The 23106-nt window shown below is 35.2% G+C and carries 19 protein-coding genes and 1 tRNA gene; 11 read left to right on the top strand and 9 right to left on the bottom strand.

The features are described 5' to 3' along the window. Positions 1-11: 11 nt before the first annotated feature. From ACQ65V_RS03335 to ACQ65V_RS03320, 4 genes are all read left to right on the top strand, one after another. Complete coding sequence (locus ACQ65V_RS03335) at positions 12-374, top strand: MmcQ/YjbR family DNA-binding protein (RefSeq protein WP_430466865.1); 363 nt, start codon at positions 12-14, stop codon at positions 372-374. 27 nt (positions 375-401) lie between these two features. Further along, positions 402-977, top strand: coding sequence for a PhnA domain-containing protein (locus tag ACQ65V_RS03330; protein ID WP_430466864.1), 576 nt, complete (start codon positions 402-404; stop codon positions 975-977). 182 nt (positions 978-1159) lie between these two features. After that, positions 1160-1423 carry a DUF1272 domain-containing protein gene (locus ACQ65V_RS03325; RefSeq protein ID WP_430466863.1) on the top strand — a complete coding sequence of 88 codons (264 nt, stop codon included), beginning with the start codon at positions 1160-1162 and terminating at the stop codon, positions 1421-1423. Between the two features lie 213 nt (positions 1424-1636). After that, positions 1637-1927 (top strand): STAS domain-containing protein, encoded by a 291-nt coding sequence (locus ACQ65V_RS03320; RefSeq protein WP_155088199.1) that lies wholly within the window; start codon positions 1637-1639, stop codon positions 1925-1927. Between the two features lie 94 nt (positions 1928-2021). Here ACQ65V_RS03320 and ACQ65V_RS03315 read toward each other — a convergent pair whose 3' ends face one another. The 4 genes from ACQ65V_RS03315 to ACQ65V_RS03300 form a co-directional block, all read right to left on the bottom strand. Further along, positions 2022-2492 carry a YybH family protein gene (locus tag ACQ65V_RS03315; RefSeq protein ID WP_155088200.1) on the bottom strand — a complete coding sequence of 157 codons (471 nt, stop codon included), beginning with the start codon at positions 2490-2492 and terminating at the stop codon, positions 2022-2024. Between the two features lie 92 nt (positions 2493-2584). Continuing rightward, the gene (locus ACQ65V_RS03310; RefSeq protein WP_155088201.1) at positions 2585-3685 is read right to left on the bottom strand and encodes a DUF4407 domain-containing protein; all 1101 of its coding nucleotides are present in this window, start codon (positions 3683-3685) and stop codon (positions 2585-2587) included. Between the two features lie 126 nt (positions 3686-3811). Beyond that, positions 3812-5662: a M56 family metallopeptidase gene (locus tag ACQ65V_RS03305; RefSeq protein WP_155088202.1), complete on the bottom strand. Its 1851-nt coding sequence runs from the start codon at positions 5660-5662 to the stop codon at positions 3812-3814. Positions 5663-5664: 2 nt separating this feature from the next. After that, entirely contained in the window at positions 5665-6030 is a 366-nt protein-coding gene (locus ACQ65V_RS03300) for a BlaI/MecI/CopY family transcriptional regulator (RefSeq protein WP_155088203.1), read from the bottom strand. Between the two features lie 250 nt (positions 6031-6280). On the opposite strand from ACQ65V_RS03300, the gene ACQ65V_RS03295 reads away from it, so the two are divergent. Continuing rightward, positions 6281-7669: a M28 family peptidase gene (locus ACQ65V_RS03295; RefSeq protein WP_155088204.1), complete on the top strand. Its 1389-nt coding sequence runs from the start codon at positions 6281-6283 to the stop codon at positions 7667-7669. A 3-nt stretch (positions 7670-7672) separates the two neighbouring features. Here the strand turns inward: ACQ65V_RS03295 and ACQ65V_RS03290 are convergent, their stop codons facing one another. Beyond that, the gene (locus tag ACQ65V_RS03290) at positions 7673-9061 is read right to left on the bottom strand and encodes a dipeptidase (RefSeq protein WP_155088205.1); all 1389 of its coding nucleotides are present in this window, start codon (positions 9059-9061) and stop codon (positions 7673-7675) included. A 121-nt stretch (positions 9062-9182) separates the two neighbouring features. On the opposite strand from ACQ65V_RS03290, the gene ACQ65V_RS03285 reads away from it, so the two are divergent. Then, positions 9183-9264, top strand: a tRNA-Leu gene (locus ACQ65V_RS03285). Positions 9265-9333: 69 nt separating this feature from the next. On the opposite strand, the gene ACQ65V_RS03280 is transcribed toward ACQ65V_RS03285, so the two are convergent. Together ACQ65V_RS03280 and ACQ65V_RS03275 are read right to left on the bottom strand one after the other, a co-directional pair. Next, positions 9334-11772, bottom strand: a complete 2439-nt coding sequence (locus ACQ65V_RS03280; RefSeq protein WP_155088206.1) for a DUF4982 domain-containing protein — start codon at positions 11770-11772, stop codon at positions 9334-9336. Next, positions 11765-12937, bottom strand: coding sequence for a glycoside hydrolase family 53 protein (locus ACQ65V_RS03275; protein ID WP_430466862.1), 1173 nt, complete (start codon positions 12935-12937; stop codon positions 11765-11767). The genes ACQ65V_RS03280 and ACQ65V_RS03275 overlap by 8 nt, the downstream gene beginning before the upstream one ends. 84 nt (positions 12938-13021) lie before the next feature. Between ACQ65V_RS03275 and ACQ65V_RS03270 the strand changes: the two genes are divergently transcribed. Genes ACQ65V_RS03270 through ACQ65V_RS03250 form a run of 5 tightly spaced genes read left to right on the top strand, consistent with a single transcriptional unit; the run spans position 13022 to position 18757 of the window. Next, the gene (locus tag ACQ65V_RS03270; RefSeq protein WP_162306905.1) at positions 13022-14020 is read left to right on the top strand and encodes a GntR family transcriptional regulator; all 999 of its coding nucleotides are present in this window, start codon (positions 13022-13024) and stop codon (positions 14018-14020) included. Further along, positions 14021-14917 (top strand): aldose 1-epimerase, encoded by an 897-nt coding sequence (locus ACQ65V_RS03265; RefSeq protein WP_430466861.1) that lies wholly within the window; start codon positions 14021-14023, stop codon positions 14915-14917. It abuts the gene before it with no gap. A gap of 13 nt (positions 14918-14930) precedes the next feature. Beyond that, positions 14931-16577 (top strand): solute:sodium symporter family transporter, encoded by a 1647-nt coding sequence (locus ACQ65V_RS03260; RefSeq protein WP_155088208.1) that lies wholly within the window; start codon positions 14931-14933, stop codon positions 16575-16577. 3 nt (positions 16578-16580) lie between these two features. Then, positions 16581-17729: a galactokinase gene (gene galK, locus ACQ65V_RS03255; RefSeq protein ID WP_155088209.1), complete on the top strand. Its 1149-nt coding sequence runs from the start codon at positions 16581-16583 to the stop codon at positions 17727-17729. 8 nt (positions 17730-17737) lie between these two features. Then, positions 17738-18757 carry a UDP-glucose--hexose-1-phosphate uridylyltransferase gene (locus ACQ65V_RS03250; RefSeq protein ID WP_155088210.1) on the top strand — a complete coding sequence of 340 codons (1020 nt, stop codon included), beginning with the start codon at positions 17738-17740 and terminating at the stop codon, positions 18755-18757. Positions 18758-18810: 53 nt separating this feature from the next. Here the strand turns inward: ACQ65V_RS03250 and ACQ65V_RS03245 are convergent, their stop codons facing one another. Beyond that, positions 18811-21684 (bottom strand): alpha-amylase family glycosyl hydrolase, encoded by a 2874-nt coding sequence (locus ACQ65V_RS03245; protein WP_155088211.1) that lies wholly within the window; start codon positions 21682-21684, stop codon positions 18811-18813. Positions 21685-21752: 68 nt separating this feature from the next. Beyond that, positions 21753-23102 (bottom strand): SusE domain-containing protein, encoded by a 1350-nt coding sequence (locus ACQ65V_RS03240; protein WP_430466860.1) that lies wholly within the window; start codon positions 23100-23102, stop codon positions 21753-21755. Positions 23103-23106: the final 4 nt, after the last annotated feature.

Genomic DNA, 23106 nt, shown 5'->3' with positions numbered 1-23106 from the left:
ATATAGATGGGATGAACATAGAAGACTACAGAAATTATTGCATGAGCAAAAAAGAAGTCACAGAACACTTCCCTTTTGATGATGATGTGTTGGTGTTTAAGGTGTGGAATAAAATGTTTGCGTTGGCATCACTTTCTAAATGGGAAAAAGGAGAAGGTTTTATTAATCTTAAATGCGATCCTGACTATGCTGAAGAATTACGTGCAGAATACAACAGTATAAAACCAGGTTACCACATGCATAAAAAATCATGGAACAGTGTTTATTTTCATACAGGAGAATTGACAACCAAATTTATTTTTGAGCTCATTGACCATTCTTATGATATGATCGTAAAAGGATTACCCAAAAAAGTAAGGGAAACCTTCAATTAACTCTACATTTGTTCTAAACAATAAGATATGTCCTTGGAAAAAGAACTTCAACAGCGCAGTAACAATCAATGCGAACTGTGTGGCAATTCAGAAAATATTTCAACTTACAATGTGCCAGACATTAAAGAAAATGGATTAAATACCTCGCTTTATGCCTGTAAAGCCTGTATTGAACAAATGGACGATTCTGAAAAGATTGATGCTAACCATTGGCGTTGTCTTAACGACAGTATGTGGAGTGAGCATGATGCCGTTAAGATTATGGCTTGGAGAATGCTTAATAGAATTGAAGCCGATTGGTCACACAATTTATTAAGTATGATGTATTTGGAAGACGAGACCCTTGAATTGGCAAAGGCATCGGGAGACGGTGAAGAGGATGAAAATAAAATCACCCATAGAGATGTTAATGGTGTTATTTTGGTAACTGGTGATTCAGTAGTGCTGATCAAAGATCTTAAAGTAAAAGGCTCGAGCATGATAGCCAAGCAAGGCACAGCAGTTAGAAATATAAGATTAGACCACGACAATGAGACGTATATTGAAGGTAAGGTCGATGGCCAGCAGATTGTGATTATTACAGAATACGTTAAAAAGATTTAATCCGAGTCTTTTTTGTTGAAGAAACTAAAACTAAGGGGAATCATAAAAACAAGAAACAGATATTTACCGGTCACCAAGCCGTAAATGGTTATTGCGGCTAATATGGCCATTAGGATAAGTTTGTAACTGTATTTCATGCTGCAAAAATAATTATAAGGATTCAATTTTTTAAAAGATCAAAAATGTTAGAGATTAGGCCAACCTGCGAAAACTGTAATAAAGCATTACCATATAACTCTAACGAAGCCATGATTTGCACGTTTGAATGTACCTATTGTAAAGACTGTGTAGCACTTTTAAAAGAAGTTTGCCCTAACTGTGGTGGTGGATTTGAAAAACGACCGATAAGACCTAAGCGTTTATTAAAAAAATATCCAGTTTCTATTACGCAAGTGTACAAGCCTGTAAATATTGAGTCACATATGAAAAAACTAAATTCTAAGTAGTTAATTTTCTTACATTCTATCTGTTTGCAAATGTGTTGTTTATCGAAAAAATAAACCACCAATTTCAAATTAACTAGTCAATATTACCATTTGTCGATTTTCTAATTAACTAAGGATTATATATCGGATATTGAGGCATCCCTTTGAATTAATAGCACCAAATTTACAGATTAATAGCCCTAAATTATTATTGATGAACTAATATTATTTATTATGGACTTACAGATTACCAACTACAACAATCGCTTTCAGATTAAAGGAACCTTAAACAAGTTGAACTTAAAAACATTTCACGCACATTTCTCTAATATTTTTGACAAGCTAGATGATGTTTTGTTAGATATTGAAAGTGTTGAAAGCATTGACAGGGCAGGTGTAATGGCTTTGGCAAGATTACACAATGAATCGATAACAAAATCAAAACGATTATCTATAGTCGGTTTGGGCTGCAAAGACTTATACGACCACTTTAAAAGTCAAGAAGAAACTACTGTAGCTGCATAAGCAGTTTTAGATAAAGATTTAAAATAAAGTGTTTCCGACTAGTGTTTTTCGTGACAGATTAATGCTCTTGGAAACACTTTTCTTTTAGAGACTTTTAGCAAGACATATCAGCAACAATTTTCCATTCGCCTGCAATCTTTTTAAAGATAATGATAAAGACTCCATTGGCATCACCAATGTCCCGTTTTAAGTGATATTCTCCCATTACCCAATAATTGTCACCTTCAATTTTAGAAATATCATTGATAACGAACTTTAACCTACCACTTTCTGCTTTTGTTGGGTACGCTTTTTTATATCTAGCTAATGTGTTATCCCAACCTAATGTAAGTCCATTAGATCCATAAAATTTTAACTCTTCACTTTTCCAATAGCCTTGCATAAAACTCTCTAGATCATGATTGTTCCAAGCACTTTCTTGAGCTTGCATGACTAAACGAATACCAGCTTCTGCATCAACCACACTAGTGGATGGTAAATTATTTTTTTCTGTGTTAACATCAGCCTTTACGCTAATACAACTAACAAATAATAATGATAAAACTAAGGCATAGACAAATCTCATAAGGTTGAATTTTTTAATTATTATATAAAAGTAATAACTAATTATAATATTCTAAGAGATTTCTTAAATAGTGGTGATTGCACTTATCGAACTCAAAGCACCCCTTTCTGTTTCTTTAAAAACGCATCTGCTTGGTGCTGCATCAATTCGCGTGCTTTTTCACGCTTGTAGTTCATTACTTCTTCCTCGTCGGCAATTTCTGTGTAAACTCTGTTATTGATTTCGTTGTCGGTAGCTACCAGTAATTTGCGTTCGGCAACCTGTTGATTTACCCAAGATTTTACTACCGTTTCCTGGTCTTCTAACTTAAAGTCATATTCACCTTTTGGAGATAATAGTTTTGCAATTATAGGAGAGGTCTCTATAGCCAAAAACAAAAGAAATATAAAAAATGAAGGCAACCAAGGCAGTACTCCCAAAGCATTAACACGTGCCATTAAGCCATCAAAATTATCGATCACAGGTTGCGATTCTGCAACATTGGCTTTATAATCTCCCTGCAAGGCTATGATATCATTTTCTATAGCCTCTATCTTTGCGTTGTTATCTGTCTTAAGTTGTTGTAATTCTGCTAAAGCAGCATCATGTTTTTCACGTTTTTCTTTATAGACAGGGCCTTTGCCTAATTTCATGGTTCCTGATGTGCCTTCGGCTTCTGTAATATAAGTGTCGTAAAGCGCATTGACTTCTGTTTCTTTGGTGTCAATCTGCGATTGTAAACCTATAATCTGATTTTCTAAATCCGCAATTTTAGGATTAAACTGTTGAGCAATCTGATTTTGATTGGCTAAGGTTAAATCATTCTTCTGCTCCAATAGAACTTGATTGATTTCCTTTTCAAAAATCTTTAGTTCTAATGGTTTTGAAATAACAATAGCGATAATTACTGCCAAGAAAATCCGTGGAGTGGCTTGAAGGATTTCGTCCAAAACATTGTCGCGTTTCTTTATTGTTGAGACAATATAACGATCTAGGTTAAAAATGAGCAAACCCCAAATAATTCCGAAGAAAACGGAGGTGTATAAGTTGTCAAAAACGTTGTAAAGCGCGTAGCTCGATGCGATTGTGGCCATTAGAGCCGTAAAGAAAACTGTAGCGCCAATACCAGCGTATTTATTTTGTTCGCCAATGGAACATTCGTCTAGAATATCCGTATCGGCTCCCGAACATAAAATGAAGAATTGTTTTAACATGATTGATTGTTTTTTGATTGATTGACTATTAGAACGCTAAAACCTATGATTTGTTACACTATATATCAAAAAAAGCCTCGATAATCGAGGCTTTTTTAAGATTTTATAATTATTAGTCTTTGACTTTTATTGCTTTTCCATAATATAAACTAATGGCCGACCATCTTTAGATTTTTCTGTAGCTTTAATATTAAACATTTTTTTTGTCTTCATGAGTTTAATTGCCTGATCTGAAGAAATGGATTTTCCCTCACTAAAGAATATTGCATCAGCTTTTGCCATTCTTATTACAAACTCTAAAGGTGATTCTGGTGCTGGCGGAGGAGGAGGTGGTGGAATGTCCTCACCTCCTTTTCTAACCTTTGTTGGTTCTGGCGCTGGTGGTGGAGGCGGAGGAGGTGGCGGAATATTTGGCCATGGTTCGGCATTCTCACGTTGCGCTTCAGTCATTAGGTTACTGTAAATATTATAGTATTTATCGTATTCCTTTTTCTTGATTATAGGGTATTCTTTTATTTTGGTATTGGTTGCTTCAGCTTTTTTAATGGCAGCATTCATTTTTTTTGCCCATGCATCGTATTCTGCAATTTCAATTACTGTAGGTCTTTCTTGTTCTACTGGTGGAGGTGGTAGTGGAGGCGGAAAACTTGGCCATGGCTCTGCTACTTTTTTCTGAGCTTCTGTCATAATATTGTAAATAGCTTTGTATTTATTGACCTCTTTTACCTTTACAATAGGATATGCGTTTACGTCATTATTGGCTTTAGCTTTAGCCATGGCAGTATTTATTTTTTTTGCCCAAGCGTTATAAGCTGCAATTTGTTTTTGTGTGGCTTTTTGTTGTTCGCTATCTTTTACATCAAGACCTGGAAAAGGATACTCAAGAGCTTGTTTTTTCTGTTGAGCTGACATTCTTTTATAGATCTTTGAGAATTTAATTAAGTCTTGTTCGTCAATAGGAGGATACCATGTAGCATCTTCTGAAAGTGCTTTACTTTCACTATGTATTTTCTTAGCCCAAGCATTGTATTTTTCTATTTCTGTTTTTGTGACTACTTGTTGAGTCTCAATTTCATCTACTCTAGCACTGCTTAGTTCAGATGTTTTTTCAACATACTCCCTTTCAGCAAAACTGTAAAAAAGAATAGCAATAATAGGGAGCAATAATAAGCTGCTCAACCAAATTCTGGTTTTTGATGTTTGTGTTTTCATAACTGTAAATCGTTTTTTGATGGATGAATAATTGATGGCACTCGCCAGCTGATGCTCTTGAGTACTTGATGAAAATTGTAGTAATATGTTTTGATACGTTTTGGTATCTGAACCTTCTTGTAAAACGGCATCGTCAGCCAAAAATTCGTGATTAAGCTTTACATGGTGTTTCAGTACATAAATTAAAGGGTGAAACCAAAACACAATTTGAAGCAGTTCAATAAGTATAATATCTAAACTGTGCCATTGCTTGGCATGGGTTTCTTCGTGCAGTAAAACCTCTTTCGGTATATCGTTGTTTTCAAACTTTGATTTATTCAAAAAGATGTACTTAAAAAAGGAATGTGGTATACGATAGTTTTTCAACAACACATATATAAATGAACGTTGAGGTATACGCTCATTCTTGGAGATTAGACGATACAATTTTGTAAGGTTAACCACAAACCGAACGGTAAATAGTAGCGCACCAATACCATAGATAAGCCATAATACGGTTTCTAAGGTCATAAACGTTCTTTCCTCAATTTGTACTTCTGCAAGACCTGATTCTATTGGGATATACATTGGCGATGAATCAAAATCTTGAACTATCGGCTCTACATAATGTGTTATAGTCAATAGTGGTATGATTAAAGCTGCGGCAAAGCAACCTAGTAGATAAAAGCGTTTAAAATGGTGCATTTTTTGACGCTCTAACATCAAAATATAGATGAGCCAAAAAGCCAACAAACAAGCCGAAAATTTTAATAGGTACGTATCCATAGCTACTTGTTTTTAATTTCTTGGTCTATAATAGACTTTAATTCTTCTAACTCTTCTTTAGTTAAGTCTGTTTTTCTTGTAAAAAACGATGCAAACTGAGTAGCACTATCATTAAAGAATGTTTTTATGAGCCCATTAACATGTTTGGAAAAGTAATCTTCTTTTTTAACCAAAGGAAAATACTCTCGCGACTTTCCGTAGGTTTTATAATCTACAAAACCCTTGCCGATCATACGTTTTAATAAAGTGGCAACTGTAGTGGTTGCTGGTTTGGGCTCAGGATAGATATCCAACAAATCTTTCATAAAAGCTTTTTCTAGCTTCCAGAGATATTGCATTAACTGTTCTTCGGTTTTTGAGAGTTGCATGTTCTACAATGTTAGAATTAACTCTACAAATGTAGAATAAAATAATGATTTACAAAAGATTTTATTAAAAATATTTTTGACAGCCCTAAAGTTCCCTCAAGGAGACAATTCTCAAAACAAGCTCTGTTATTAGTGTCCCCTTGAGGGGACTTTAGGGGTGTATTGACCTTGATAAAGCTTAGAGTTTTAAAAATAGATTATAATTCTAAATAATTATCTTTACGAAAAATGAAAAAGAAAATATAAAGTGATGAAGAGCGTATTTCTTTCTATGATATTTGGTTTTACGGTTTTGGGTGTCTCTTATGGACAATCTGTAGAAGATTTAATGAATCAGGTCAGCACTATAAACTTAGAAACTAAAGTCGCGGTGCTATCTGGCGAACAATCTGCCAATATTGATGGTACAACGCAGACCATTACCAGCCGAGTACACAGCAATAACGATTTAGCTGCAGAATACATAAAAGAACAGTTAGAGGCTTTACCTAATCTCACGGTGAACTATCAGAACTTTAATACTACTGGGAAAAATATTATTGCCACACAATTGGGACAGACTAATCCTGATGATATTTACATCGTTTGTGCACATTATGATTCGGTGACGGCCTATTGTGCAGATGACAATGCTACTGGTGTTTCTGCTGTTATTGAAATCGCAAGAATTTTATCCACACAATGTACAGATAGTACCATTATTTATGCACTTTGGGACGAGGAAGAAATAGGTTTACGAGGAGCCAATTATTATGCACAACAAGCTGCTGACGACACCAACGGAAACACAAGAGATAACATACTTGCGGTTGTAAATATGGATATGATTGGGTACGATGGTGATGCTCCAGGAACAGCAGGCGATAATGATTTTGATATTGATGTGCGAAACATTGCGAATTCCATTGCCATTAAAGATGATTTAATAAGTATTCTCAGTACCTACACTTTTGATTTGAATGAAATAGTCGTTAACCCAGGAACAACGGCAAGTGATCACTCACGTTTTTGGAATGAAGGGTATTCTGCGGTTTTGGTTGGGGAATCTTGGGAAACCGACGATGAAACACCAGATTATCATACATCAAATGATAGAGTAGAGGATATTGATTTTCAGTATATGACAGAACTGACCAAATTAGTTACAGCTTATTTGGCCACAAAATCTGGATTGATTAACCTTGATAATACAGTAACACAATCAGCAACAGAATTGACAGCCAACCAATCTACAGGCTCATATCAATGGTTTAATTGTGATACTGGTGCTGCAATATCAGGAGAAACCAGTCAAACATTTACACCGACAACCACTGGAAATTATGCTGTTGAAGTCAGTAATGGTAGTTGTTCGGAAATGAGTTTGTGCATTAGTTTTTCGGTTTTATCCACAGAAGAATTTTCACCCAATGAAATCAAGATATTCCCAAATCCGGTAACTTCAAAACTGAATATTGAAAACTTTACAGGCTCAGAGTTAAAGATAACCATCAATGATATTTCAGGTAAAGTCGTTAGAACACAAGTCTCACAAAAAGAGCTCACAGTGATTGAACTCAATACAATGGCAACTGGTGTTTATTTTGTTAGTATAAACTCAGATACTAAATCTTCAACTTATAAAATTGTAAAGGAGTAATCCTTACTTTTTCAACTCAGTAAAATACTTATAGAACCAAGGAATGGTTTCTATGCCTTTTAGGTAATTCCAAATTCCGAAATGTTCGTTTGGTGAATGAATAGCGTCGCTATCTAAACCAAAGCCCATTAAAATGGTTTTGCTCTTCAATTCTTGCTCAAAAAGGGATACAATAGGAATACTTCCACCGCTACGTTGAGGTATAGGTGCTTTTCCAAAGGTCTGTTCATAAGCTTTTGATGCGGCTTGGTAACCAATACTATCAATTGGAGTCACGTAGCCTTGCCCACCATGATGCGGAGTTACTTTTACTTTAACGCCTTTTGGCGCTATGCTTTCAAAATGTGATTTGAACAATTCAGTAATCTCTTCCCAATCTTGATGTGGTACTAATCGCATGGAAATTTTTGCGTAAGCTTTACTCGCAATTACGGTTTTGGCTCCTTCACCAGTATAGCCTCCCCAAATGCCGTTGACGTCTAATGTTGGTCTAATTGAATTACGTTCATTGGTTGTGTAGCCTTCTTCACCATAAACAGCATCAATATCCAAAGCTTTTTTATAAGCCTCTAATGAGAAAGGAGCTTTCGCCATTTCGGCACGTTCAGCATTAGAAAGGTTTTCGACTTTATCATAAAACCCAGGAATTGTAATATGATTGTTTTCATCATGTAAAGATGCAATCATTTTAGCCAAGACATTAATAGGATTTGCTACTGCACCTCCGTACAATCCCGAATGTAAATCACGATTCGGACCCGTTACTTCAACTTCAACATAACTAAGTCCTCTTAAGCCAGTTGTAATGGAAGGTACGTCTTTGGCTATCATACCTGTGTCAGAAATTAAAATGACATCATTTTTAAGTTTTTCTCTGTTGTTAGCGACAAAAACACCTAGATTTTCACTGCCAACTTCTTCCTCACCCTCAATCATAAATTTAACGTTGCATGGCAGTTCGTTGTTTTTGGTCATGTATTCCAATGCTTTTACATGCATATACATTTGTCCTTTGTCATCGCAAGCTCCTCTTGCGAAAATGGCACCTTCAGGATGTAATTCCGTTTTTTGAATAATTGGATCAAAAGGTGGTGAATTCCATAAATCTAATGGATCTGGTGGTTGTACATCGTAATGACCGTAAACCAAAACAGTTGGCAGGTTTTTATCAATAATTTTTTCACCATAAACAATTGGGTAGCCTTCAGTTTCACAGATTTCCACATGGTCACAACCAGCATTTTCTAAACTTTCTTTAATGGCATCGGCTGTGTTTAGAACATCTTTCTTATAGGCTGAATCAGCACTAATGGATGGTATTTTTAGAAGTTCTATAAGTTCGTCTATGAATCGTTGTTTATGTTCTTTGATGTAAGAATCTATATTTTGCATAATAATTGTTTGGTTTCAAACAAAAATAACAAAAACAAAACCGAAAATATTCTAGTTTAAATGCTATTTGAATATTGAAAGTATTGTTTATATTTGCATCCCGTTATTTTCGGGATTGTAAGCAGGCGTGGTGGAATTGGTAGACACGCTAGACTTAGGATCTAGTGCCGCGAGGTGTGCGAGTTCGAGTCTCGCCGCCTGTACAAGTTAGAAAGCTTCAGTATTTACTGAGGCTTTTTTATTTAACGATAATTTGATTTATTATTAGGTAATTATTTTTTCGAGGTTATAATTAGTTCCCCCTTTTCTAGATTATCTCCAGTAACCGTAAGTTTTATGTTTCCAACTTTATTTGTTGACTGAACCAGTACTACGAGTTTACCACTAAACAATTTCATCGTTGGTAAGTGAAATAGTTCTAATGAAGTTGCATCTCCATTGCAGGCAGCTCTGTATAAGCCATTTCCTTCAACTTTAAATTGAAGTTGGTTTGTTGCTGTTGGACAAGGGATGCCATTTTTGTCTACTACAGAAACTGTAACAAAAGCAATATCTTCACCATTGGCTTTTAAAGTTTTTACATCAGAATCGAGAACAAGCTCATATGGTTTTCCTGAGGTTTTGATTTCTTTTTCGGCCGCAGGATTGCCATTGTTATCTAAAGCTACTACTTTTAATATTCCGGGTTCGTATTTTACATCTATCCACATTAAACGATATCGGTTTTGATTCGTTTTGTTGTTTTTAGTTTGGATTCCTAAACTTTTTCCGTTCAAAAATAATTCTGCACTATCGTAGCTTGTATACACAAAAACTGGTGTGGTTTCGCCTTCACGTCCTTGCCAATTCCAATGCGGTAATATATGAAGTGTTTCATCTTCGGTATTCCAACGACTTCGGTACAAATAATAGCGGTCTTTTGGTAAACCTGCTAAATCATTAATTCCAAAATACGAACTTCGCGATGGCCAAGCTTCATCGTACGGCGTTGGTTCCCCCAAATAATCAAAACCTGTCCAGACAAACTCGCCAATAACCCAAGGTCTATCATCTTGTAATACAAAATCATCATCTGGAAGATTGGACCAGCTACAGTATTCCAAATCGTAAGAAGAGGATTGAAAATCTGGATAGGTCTTCATACTAGCAATTTCAACAGGAAATTTATAGATGCCACGAGAACTTACTGTTGAAGCTGTTTCGGAACCTAAAAGGAAACCTTGCGGAAAACGTTCATAAGCTTCGTCGTATAAATGAACTCTGTAATTTAGTCCTGGAACATCCATAATGGCACCAAAACCAGATTCCATAACCGCTTTCACTTGGTCCATACCAACCGTTACAGGTCGCGTTGGATCTTCTCTATGAAAAATATCTTGTAACCATTTAGCACGTTTAACACCTTCACTTCCCCATTGATCTGGCACCTCGTTACCAGAACTCCACATAACAATGGATGGATGGTTTCTTGTTGCTCTCACTAAGTTAACGACATCCTTTTCGGCATATTCATCAAAAAAGCGATTATAGCCATTTTCAACTTTTGGTTTTTTCCATTCGTCAAAACTTTCAGCCAAAAACATAAAACCCATTTCGTCGCAAAGTTCCAATTGCTCAAAAGACGGCATATTGTGTGCGCTTCTAATGGCATTGCAACCCATATCTTTTAAGATTTTGAGTTGACGTTGCAATGCAGACCTATTTACTGCTGTACCAATTGGACCCAAATCGTGATGTAAACAAACACCTTTAAATTTTCTGGTTTCGCCATTAAGGCTAAAACCTGTGTTTGGGCTGTAATCTATGGTTCTAATACCAAAGCGTTGTGTTATTTCATCTTTAAGAATGTCGCCTTTGTAAAGCTTTAAAACAGCAGTATATAAATATGGTGTTTCCGGACTCCAAAGTTGCGGTTGGTTGACTTTAATATTTTGTTCAAACTCATTGTTGATGATGGTTGAGGTTTCTTTAGAATTTATTTCGTTGCCATCTTTGTTATAAATTTCCGTGACTAGCTTTAAATCTGTACCAAAAGCTTTTGTTTTGATGTTAACTTTAGCTTCATCTAACGAAATTGAAGGTGTGGATATAAATGTAGACCATTGCTCAAAACTTTCGTTATTTTTTATAATGACCCTTACATTGCGGTATAAACCAGCTCCAGGATACCATCTTGACGATTTACCTTCATTGGTTAGTTTTACGGCTAAAGTGTTTTGAGATTTACCATTAATGTATTTTGAAACATCAAAATAAAAATAGCTGTAACCGTACTTCCATTCACCAACTTTTTCTCCGTTTAAAAAGATTTCTGGTTCGCTCATAGCGCCTTCAAAAAGCAATAGTACTTTTTTGGTATCGTCAAAATTCTCAAGTGAAAAAGTATTTCTGTACCAAGCTTCTCCGATGTAAGGTAATGCGCCAGTTCTGCCTGTTTTTTCAGTGGCAATATCCTCGCCATTTTGAGTAATGGCAACGGTTTGTTTATCAACTTCTTTATCAAAAGGGCCATAAATTGCCCAATCGTGAGGAACGGTTACGGTTTCCCATTTAGCGTCATCAAAATCTACTTTAGTAGCACTAGGATGTTGCCCTTTTTTAAATTTCCAACCTTTTTTTAACGTGATTATTTCTCTGGTTTGCGCTTCAGAAAAATATGCTCCGCAGAAAAATATCAAACAACCAAGAAGTGAAAATAAAGTCTTATTCATTTAGTGAAGCGTTATAAAATTTAATTCCGAGCGTGGCTTTATTATCGTGATCAAAAAGTGTAGCATTGTCCCAATGAGAACCTTGTGCCCAAAGTGTAGAACAGCCTGTAGAAACCCAAGCAGGTTCCCAATATACTAAGCCTTGTCCGCCAGCATTTTCGATAATTAGGGCTAACTGATTAAGATAGTCTAATTGTCCTTGCTGGCTTGCAGGAAATCCGCCTGTTAAAGCATCTGAACCTAAAATGTTATTGGCATTATCTGCATTTTCAAGCGTAAAAGGATAAGCTGTTTCAACAATCATCAATTTTTTGTTATAGGTGTTAATTAGTGTAGAAAGCGGTGTTTGTACTTCATCTAAATCGTAATCGGACCACAAGGGATAATAGGATAGTCCAATCCAATCAAAATCTGTGATGCCATTTGCTGTAGCTTGCTCAAACCACCAAAGTCCATTTTCTGGTTGTGCAATATGAAGCATTACTTCTATGTCTTTATTTTTAGCTGTTGCAATATCCCTAACAGCTTCAATACCTTTATTGATTAATGTAGCATTTCTAGCCCAGTCTATAGGCCAAACTAGCTCACCTTGTTGCAAAATCATACCGTTAATTTCATTACCGACTTGTACCATGTCTGGCAATAAATTTTGATTGGATAATTCATCTAGAGTGTTATAGGTGTAATTGTAAAGCAACTCACCCAAAGCAGGGGTATTGTTTATTTCGTTAAGCCAAGCGGCAGGGATTTCTTGTTTGGAAGGATCTGCCCAAGTATCGCTATAATGAAAATCCAATAGCACTTTTAAACCTTTGGATTTAGCGCGTTGTATGGTTTCCTTAACATCATTAAAGTTTGAGTAATTGGTCCAATCAGGATTGTGCCAAAGACGTACTCTTACCAAATTAGCACCTTCGTTTTTAAATAGTTGATATACATCTGTAGTTATTCCGTCTGAATCCTTATAGATGGCACCACAATCTTCCATTTCATTGACATAAGACAGGTCAGCACCATAATAAAATGAAATTGGTGTTTCGGTTAGATCACTATCATCATTAGTGCCATTTGAATCTTTTTCTATACACGAATTGACACCAAAAAGAAGTGATAGCAATAATATTATAGACAAAATGTGATGCATTCCTAATTTAAGATATGTCATAATTTACAGCAATTTTCTGCTAAGTTAAAAAAATATTTTTCAAACACCTACCAGTACCTACCAGTTTTTGTATATATTTGTTCTGTGAATATTATTAATGTAAATAACAACACCGGAATACCTAAGTATAAACAGATTATACAATCTATAGAAATGGGTTTACTTGATGGTCGTCTTAAAAAAGGTGATAAACTGCCTTCGGTGAATAGTATTAGAAATAGATTTTCATTATCTAGAGATACTGTTTTCATGGCCTTTGGTGAGTTAAAAAAACGAGGTATAGTTGAAGCTATTTCTGGCAAAGGTTATTATATAAAAAGTGAAGATGTTACCGTAGTAAAAAAAGTGTTTCTTTTTTTTGATGAATTAAACATTTTTAAAGAAGATCTTTATAATGCATTTACAAATGCCCTAGGACAAGGTGTACAGGTAGACATCTTTTTTCATCATTTCAATGAAGAAGTATTTGCCAAGCACATTAATGACAATCTGGATAATTATAACTACTATGTAATTATGCCTGCAAGTTTAAAAAATGTAGCAAAAACGTTGGAAAAATTACCAAAAGAAAAAGTCTATTTGCTAGATCAGACGAATGAAGAATTAAGTATCTATGCAGGAGTATTCCAAAATTTTGAAGCTAATGTTTTTGATGGTTTAACTCGTTTAAAACCAATGATGCAGAGCTATAACAATTTAATCCTGATCACCCCAAAATCTAATCAACCAGAAGGTATTTTTAATGGTTTTAGGAAGTTTATTTCAAAGATTACGATTAAAGGAAGCCAAGTTGCTGGTTTAGAATTAGTAATTCCAAACCAAGGTGACATCTATTTAGTTCTTGATGATAGAAGCTTAATAAAGCTTATAAAAAAGCTTAAGCAGAGTACGCTTAAAATAGGAGAGGATGTTGGTATTATAGCTTATAATGATTCATTACTCAAGGAAATCGTTGAAGGCGGTATTACAACTATATCCACAAACTTTAAGGAAATGGGAGAGCGCATGGCGTTTATGATAAATAATGATGAGTTTGCCCAGATAAAAAACCCCAATAACATTCTTATTAGAAAGTCACTTTAGATGTATAAAATTGAACACGTTAAGAGTGAAAATTCGAAAAGTCTTGTTATAAGCAATCAAGAAGAAACCAATACCCTATTAATTAATTTGGATGAAGGTGGTAGGGTTGCATCATATAAACATAAAGGAATTAATATTATATCGGATATAGAAAATTCTCCCTACAATAAGAGTTATGCTGCAGCTATTCTTTTTCCTTTTGCAAACCGAATTGAAAATGGTGAATATGTTTTTAACGCTTCAAGCTATAAACTGCCTTGCAATGAAAAGGGAAACAACAATGCTATACACGGTTTGGTTTATAATAAGTCCTTTAAGTTAATAGGTGAAGAATTAAAAAGCGATACAGCCAGAATAGTTCTATATTATAAAGAAAAAAATGGTTACCAAGGGTTTCCCTATAAATTTTCAATCTGGTTAATCTATATTTTAAATAATGGCGAGTTTTCAGTGACCGTTAAGGTAAAAAACGATGACGACTATTCATTTCCTTTTACACTAGGATGGCATCCTTATTTTATAAGTTCAGATTTACAGCAAAGTCAGCTAATTTTTAATGCTAAAGAAAAATTTTTAAGTGATGAAAAGGGTATTGTACTGGATAGAGAAAAATTCACTACTAGCATACCAATTCAGTTGGGTAAAATAGAACTTGATGATGCATTTACTGTAAACTCAAATATTGCAAAGCTTATAACACCAGACTACACACTCAAATTAGAGTCGTCATCTGCAGAAAACTATTTACAAATTTATACACCTGAGGAGCTTAATGCTATTGCAATAGAACCTATGGTAGGGGTGTCAAATAGCCTTAATAATGGTATAGGTTTAAATGTATTGGACTCCAATGAAACCTATGAAAAAGAATGGATCTTAAAAATATCTAAAAACTAAAAAATAAAAGACTATGCAATTCTTAGCATTTATAGGATTCACGCTAATTGTAGCAATTATTTCTTACCTAAAAACAAGATCAACTAAAGAGTCTACATTAGATGGTTATTTTCTTGGAGGCCGAAGTTTAACAGCGGGAGTTATTGCTGGGTCTCTTCTACTTACTAATCTTTCAACAGAGCAAATCGTTGGTTTAAATGGATCTGCATACGAAAGCGGCCTTTCCGTTATGGTTTGGGAAACCTTAGCTGCAATCGCTATGGTAGCAACAGCAATGTATTTATTGCCAAGATATCTTAAAGGCGGAATAACAACAGTACCTCAATTTCTTCAAGATAGGTTCGATACTTCGACGAAAACCATTACATCTATCTTATTTTTAACAGGATATGCGGTGGTGCTTTTGCCAATAATATTGTACTCTGGTTCTATTGCACTAAGCGGTATGTTTGATGTGCCAGAATTGTTGGGCGTTTCAAAATCTACAGCATTGAAAATATGTATTTGGGGAATAGGTGTCATGGGATCTATTTATGCGATTTTTGGGGGATTAAAAGCAGTTGCCGTTTCAGATTCAATTAACGCTATAGGTCTATTAATTGGCGGACTATTAATTCCGGTTTTCGGACTTTTACTAATAGGTGATGGAAGTGTCATAGACGGACTTTCTATTTTAACAACAGAGCATCCCGAAAAATTCAAGTCCACAGGTGAACTCACAGACCCAGTACCATTTTATACTATTTTTACAGGAATGATGTTGGTGCAGCTATTTTATTGGGGAACTAATCAACAAATTATTCAAAGAGCACTTGGTGCCAAAGATTTAAAGGAAGGACAAAAAGGACTATTACTAGCTTCGTTTATTAAAATACTTGGACCAATAATAGTGGTGTTGCCAGGTTTAATTGCATTTCATGTATTTAATGGGGAGTTAGGAAATGCAGATGAGGCCTATCCAGCACTTGTCAAAAAAGTCTTACCAAATGCTTGGGTTGGTTTTTTTGCAGCGGTATTATTTGGTGCAATTCTGAGTTCGTTTAACAGTGTGTTGAATAGTTCTGTCACCTTATTTGGTATGGATGTCTACAAGCAACATATTAATAAAACCGCTAGTGATAGGAGTGTGGTTAGGTATGGAAAGTTTTTCGGAATTATCTTGGCTATACTTGCAATGATGATTGCCCCTTTAATTGAAGATGCTGGTAGTTTGTTTGATTACCTTCAAGAGGTCAATGGTATTTACAGTATACCTATTTTAACGATTATAGTTGTAGGCTATTTCACCAAAAGAGTACCTGCAATTGCAGCTAAAATTGGTTTAATAACAGGATGTCTGTTATATATTCTAAGTCAGTTTTTACTTCAACCTTATTTTATTGAAAAAGCTCTAACAGAGGCAAAATTGAATGGTGTCGTATCGGAGTCAGCGATAGCATTAGTGGAAGCCAAAGCATACCCTCATTTTTTAGATATTATGGCAATTCTCTTTGTCTTGAATATTATAATCATGCTCATTATTGGGAAGTTTCGTCCCAATAGCCAAGCTTATAACATGGAGTACACTAAACAGGTCAATATTACACCTTGGAAGCATGTTAACACAGCAAGTATAAGCATAGTTGTGGTTGTAATAGCCATATACATATATTTTGCGTAGCCTATGAATACACAACTTGTAAATACAATAAGAGATAGGTATAAAACTATATTTAAGGCTGAAGGTGTTTTAGTGTTTTCCCCTGGTAGAATTAATCTAATAGGTGAGCATACAGATTATAACAATGGTTTTGTGCTTCCTGCTGCAATTGACAAGGGTATTGTTTTAGCTCTTGGAAGAAGTAGCAATAACCATTCTACTATAGTCTCTATGGATATGAATGAAGAATTGGTAATAGACCTTAAAAATCTCGAAAGAATAGAAGAGAGTTCATGGAAGAATTACATCATTGGGGTTATTGCAGAAATCTTTAAAACTGGAAAGCAAGTCGAGAATTTTAATTGTGTTTTTGCTGGCGATATTCCTGTAGGATCTGGTTTGTCTTCCTCTGCAGCGCTAGAAAATAGCTTAGCTCTTGGTTGCAATGAGCTCTTTAGTTTAGGTTTAAACAAAAATGAATTAATATATATATCCCAAAAGGCAGAACACAATTATGTAGGCGTAAACTGTGGTGTTATGGATCAATATGCGAGTATATTTGGAAAACATAATCATGCTATATTTTTGGATTGTAAAACATTACAATCAGAATTAGTCCCTGTACAACTCCAGAAATACGAAATTGTACTTGTTAATAGTAATGTAAAACACGCTTTGGCAGAGAGTGGTTATAACGACAGGTATTCCGTCTGTAAAAAAATCATTAAACTTCTTAATAAACCATCGCTTAGAGAGGTTTCGTTTGAAGAGTTGAATTCTATAAAAACTAAACTTTCAGAATCAGATTATAGAAAGGGAGTTTATGTTCTTCAGGAAAATGATAGAGTAGTGGCATGCAAAAATGCGCTTAAAGATAATGATGTTGAAGCTGTAGGTAGATTACTTTTTGAATCGCATATTGGACAAAGTAAAATGTACGATATAAGCTGTACAGAATTAGATTTTTTAGTAGATGAGGCTAAAAAAAGTGCTTACGTCATTGGTGCAAGAATGATGGGAGGTGGTTTCGGTGGTTGTACTATTAATTTGGTATTAAAGAAAGAAGTAGAAGATTTTAAATTAAAAATTTCAAAGGCTTATAAGAAAAACTTCAATAAAGATTGTAGTATTTATAATGTAAAGTTGGGCGACGGCACAAGAGTTATTAAATAAAAACTAAAATGGAAGATTATTTACAAAACGCGTCACATAAACGATTTAATATTTTAACAGAAGAATGGGTCTTGGTATCTCCGCATAGAACTAAACGACCTTGGCAAGGGCAAGAGGAAGAATTATCTACATCAAAAAGACCTAGCTATGACCCTAATTGTTACTTATGTGCAGGAAACAAAAGAGCCAATGGAGAAGTAAACCCCAATTATGAAGACGTTTTCATTTTTAAAAATGATTTTGCTGCGCTAACACATGGAAAAGAGAACTATAAAACAGACCATAAACTCATTAAAGCCGAAACAGAAACAGGCATATGCAAAGTTGTATGTTTTAGCCCAGATCATTCAAAGAGTCTAGCCCAAATGTCTATTAGAGAGATAGAAAAAGTAATCAATGCATGGCAGAGAGAATATAAAAACTTGGGAAAAAAGGATAGTATCAATTATGTACAGATATTTGAGAATAAAGGTGAAGTTATGGGTTGTAGTAATCCGCACCCTCATGGTCAAATATGGAGTCAAAGTTCACTGCCTAATGAAGTTTTAAAAAAAGACAGAAGTCAGTTTAATTATTTCAGTGAAGAAAGTAGTTCATTGCTTGAGGATTACCTCAAACAAGAAATAAAATTAAAGAAACGTATTATTTTCGAAAATGAAGCCTTTGTAGTTTTAATTCCGTTTTGGGCCATATGGCCTTATGAAACAATGATCATACCCAAGGCGCATCAAACAGATATCTGTAAAATACCTGTCGCTGAAACAGTATTATTCGCAGAAGCTATTTCAGTAATTACAAAGGTTTATGATAAGTTGTTTAACTGTTCTTTTCCGTATTCTAGCGGAATTCATCAATCTCCTACAGACAAAGCCAATAATGAGCATTGGCATTGGCACATGAGTTTTTACCCTCCACTTTTAAGAAGTGCAACTGTAAAAAAATTTATGGTTGGTTACGAAATGTTTGCGAGTCCACAGCGTGATATTACTGCTGAAGCAGCAGCAGAATCCCTAAGATATTTATTATAAAAAAAAGAGCTTCTCAACGAGAAGCTCTTTTTTGCTCAAATAACACTTAATAATTAGAGCTTGACTAACTTGGTTGTCATTGTTTGTTTATTATCATTTTCAACTTTGACGATATACATTCCTGTATTTAAGGAAGAAATATCAAATGAATCTATTCTTGTAAAATCACCTTTATAGGACTTTATCATTTTTCCTGATAAATCATAGATCTCAACGTCTGAAACATTGGTGTTGATACTAAATGAAGTACGAGATGGGTTAGGGTAAATAGTAAAACCAAATAATGACTCATCTTCTACACTCAACACATTTGATGGTTTATTACCTAAGATTCTAAACTGGCCCGCAGGAATAGTGATAGAAGTTGTTGAATTTGTAATCGTGGTATTTCCTGTTGGATCCATAAGATCGTACCACGTTGAAGTGACACCTGCAGGGAAATTAGTATTTACCGTTTGTGATACCACATCAAAGTTTGCTAAAATAATAACGTTCTTTAATTCCGTTGTTGGTATGGAGTTATCAAAGATGTCAATTCTTGGTGTAAAATCGCCAGAAGTCATGGTATAATCTCCTTCAAAAACAGGTTCGTCTGTTTTTAATTTATGAAGTTTAGACCAATCATCATAAACTGCTCCTCTAACGGCATCAGCTAACCAATTATTTGTCCATTGTGGTTGTGGCTTCGTGTCTAATTTACAATCTCCATCACCTCCGCCAGGTAAATTAACGGTACCATTATTACACGTGAAAATTGAATTTTCCATACCGAGCTCACCAAAATGCCATATCATTTTAGGACCAGGTACCATTACCGAAACGGCAGCCATAGCAGACATTCTAGAAATGGCCGTATTTAAATCTTGTACATTATGACTTGCATTACTGGTGTTACCAAATGCTAAATTTTTATACATTAAGCGTTCTTCATCATGACTTTCTGGGTAACCGACAACTCTTGGCCCATTAAATGAAGGACGAGAGTTATGACCAATACCATTAATGTTTTTGTTTCCATTTTGTCCCATGGTCAACTCATTATAAGGATCAGTCATTTTTCCCCACATCATTATTCCTTTACCTTCGTCGAACCTATAATTCGCCCATTCTTTTTCTTCATTTTCGCTTCCTAAATGCTCAAAAATTACATAGTGGTCATCATCTAAAGACCAAGAATAATCAGCATACTCTTTAAGTACATCTACTCGGTCTTGTTGGTATTGATTAGTGCAACCTTCATTGTTTTCACAATTTTGGGTAAACCCTTTGGTTAAATCCCAACGGAATCCGTCAATATTGAATTCTTCAATCCAGTGTTTTACTACACGCTTAACGTAATCTTTTGTTCTAGGGTTAGAGTGATCATAATCACTACCTACACTATAACTATGTTGTGCAATTTCATTAAAATAAGGGTTGTCACTACTTGGATCTCCCCAACCGTCACCATCAGGATCGTTCATCCACATTCTTACCATAGGGCTTCTTCCAAAGGCGTGATTTAATGCGATATCCAGTATTACTGCGATTCCATTTTGATGACAAACATCAATAAATTCTTTAAACTTTTCTTCTGTACCATAAAACTTATCCAAAGCCATATGAAATGAAGTGTTGTAGCCCCAACTTTCATTACCTTCAAACTCCATAACTGGCATTAACTGAATGGCATTGATATTAAGATTTTTGAAATAATCGATTCTATCTATAAGATCTTGATAGTTTCTATCAGCATCAAAATCCCTAACCAAAACTTCATATATAATTAAATCTTCCTTCTTTGGTTTTTCAAAATTTGTAACCTGCCAATTATAAGCTGTCTGACCAGTTTGAAGTACAGTGACCTCACGCTCTTGACCTGTAGGATATGCTGGTAAGTTAGGATATGTTGATGAAGGAATAAAAGGATCATCAAACGGAGATAAAACTAAAGTAGAATAAGGATCCGCTACCTTAACTAAAGACGGAGAATTTGCAGTTGGTGTTTTATCTGCTACCCAATATTGATAAGTTTCTACTTGGCCCGGAGTTAATCCTGTAAGTTCTATCCAGAATTTATTGTTTCTGGTCACATCTTTTTTCATGGCATAATTAGAATCTGGTTGCCAGTTATTAAAACTTCCTGCCAGATACACAAAATCTTTCCCAGTAGCATATAAAACTAGTACTGCCGTATTGTCGTCAATATATGTAATACCATCTTGATAATTGGTTGGCATGATGCCAATATTTGATCCTGGGTCAATGAGAACACTAAACTCTTTTGTAATTGTAGTACCATCTAAAACAGCAACCAACTCATAATTTGTGTTTTCTGTAATATTAGTAACAGTGTAAGAGTAGCTATTAGTTGAGCCATCCGTGTCAATAACAGATCCATTTGCGCTTAGTGTGTAACTTGCATTTCCGCCAATATTAGTTGCAGAAATAGCTAAGTCATCACCAGAATTAATGATAGTTGTATCATCGCTAGGAGAAGTTAAACTAACCTGAAATGTCCCAATCTCAAAAATAAAGTCATTACAGCCACTAGCTTTAAACTCTTGCGAACCATCTTCATTTCTAAATACCATTCCCATTAAAACAGCGTTCGCGGCTTGGGTTGCGGTTAGACCGTAATAGGTTTCTGGCACTAAGGTTATAGAGTATATACCACTCCCTTGGCTTGTCATTTGGCCAACACCATCATCTTGTCCCCAATTTCCAACAACACTAATATTAAAAGCATTATCGCTATCACCTACACCAGAGTGCATATACACTTTGTTTGGGCTAGTAAAACCATCGCAGTCAGTAGCTGTACTATTGATGTCTAGAGTTATGGTTATGCTTTCATCAATTTCAAATGGGTTGGGTGTAATAGTCACTTGACTAAACATAAGTAATGAAAAGCCAAAGCATAAAATTGATAAGTAGAACTTTTTCATAGAAGTTTTTGTTTTTAAAAAAAGGGCTGAAAAATCAGCCCTTTTAGGTTTAAGGGTTATACCCTAAATTATTGAATTTTATTAAGTTGGTAAGTGCCATTAGCAACATCTAATCTAACTCTGTATAATCCAGCAGTTACAGCAATATTATCACCACCAGCATCTATAGTTCCATCAGCACCAGTATCTCCATAGTCAGAAGCCCAATCGTTATTAGCTCTGAATTTAACTTCACCATCAACAAGAGTAGCAATGTCTCCGTAGTAAACATCTGGTTGTATTTTAGTTAAAGCGAAATCTGGACCAGCTCCACCCCAATCATTATAACCAGAACCTACAACACCCCAAACATCAGTAGATTCGATTGAGTAAGTGTTGTCGTTGAAGTTTAAAGTTATTTGGTAATGTCCTGCACTTACAGGGATGTTATCTCCTCCGCCATCTAATGTACCATCTAAACCAGTATCACCAAAGTCAGTAACCCATTCGTTGTTTTGTCTGAATTTAATTTCACCATCTACCAATCTAATGCCAACTTTAAAGGTATCAGTAGTATAGTCGTAGTAGAACTTTCCATCAGGACCTGCTCCACCCCAATCATTATAACCAGAGCCAACAACTCCCCAAGAGAAATCTTCCATCATGTAAGTACCAGCAGCAATATCTAAAGTGATTTTATACGTTCCAGCAGTTACAGCGATGTTTGCACCACCTGCATCAAGAGTACCATCAGCACCGTCGTCACCAAAGTCATTTACCCATTCGTTATTTTCTCTAAACTTAATCTCACCATCAATAAGTGTTACGTAAGCTACAAAGACATCGGCAGTACTTGTAGTATAGAACTGACCGTCAGGGCCAGCTCCGCCCCAGTCATTATAACCAGAACCAACAACACCCCAAGATGCTGGCATAATTCCGCCACCACCTGTTCCAGTGCTCTCTAATAATTCTACATTTAATACCATAACATTTGAAAATGCTTCTGTTCCACTACCAGTATCACCTGGATATGCTCTTAATCTCACAGAAAATGATCCAGTATTTGGCTCTGGACTATCTGGATCAGCGTCTAAACCAGCTTCCATAGCAACACTCATCATTTGTCCAATAGTCATTGCTATTTCGTTAGACGTGGTTGATGAAACAACAGTAGCATCTGTAAAATCTCCACTTACTGAGCTTTGTAGTTCGTAAGTAACATTTGTTGGTGCACCAAAATCTGCGCTGACCCAAGTGAATCTTTCACCAAGATTACTTGAAGTTGCAGCAGCAAGTACATAGTTATCTAAAGTAGAATTTGTAAACACAAACCCTTCTGGTTCTTGTGTTGTGAAAACAACGTCATCTTCAGTTTCACAACTATTAAAACTTATTAAGGCTAAGATGAAAAGGCCTAAAATTGATAATTTTTTCATGTTA

The organism is Winogradskyella ouciana (genome assembly GCF_965284585.1).
In the GTDB taxonomy this organism is placed as follows: Bacteria; Bacteroidota; Bacteroidia; order Flavobacteriales; family Flavobacteriaceae; genus Winogradskyella; species Winogradskyella ouciana.
Note: the sequence above shows the minus strand (reverse complement) of the source record. Positions and strands in the feature narration are given on the sequence as shown.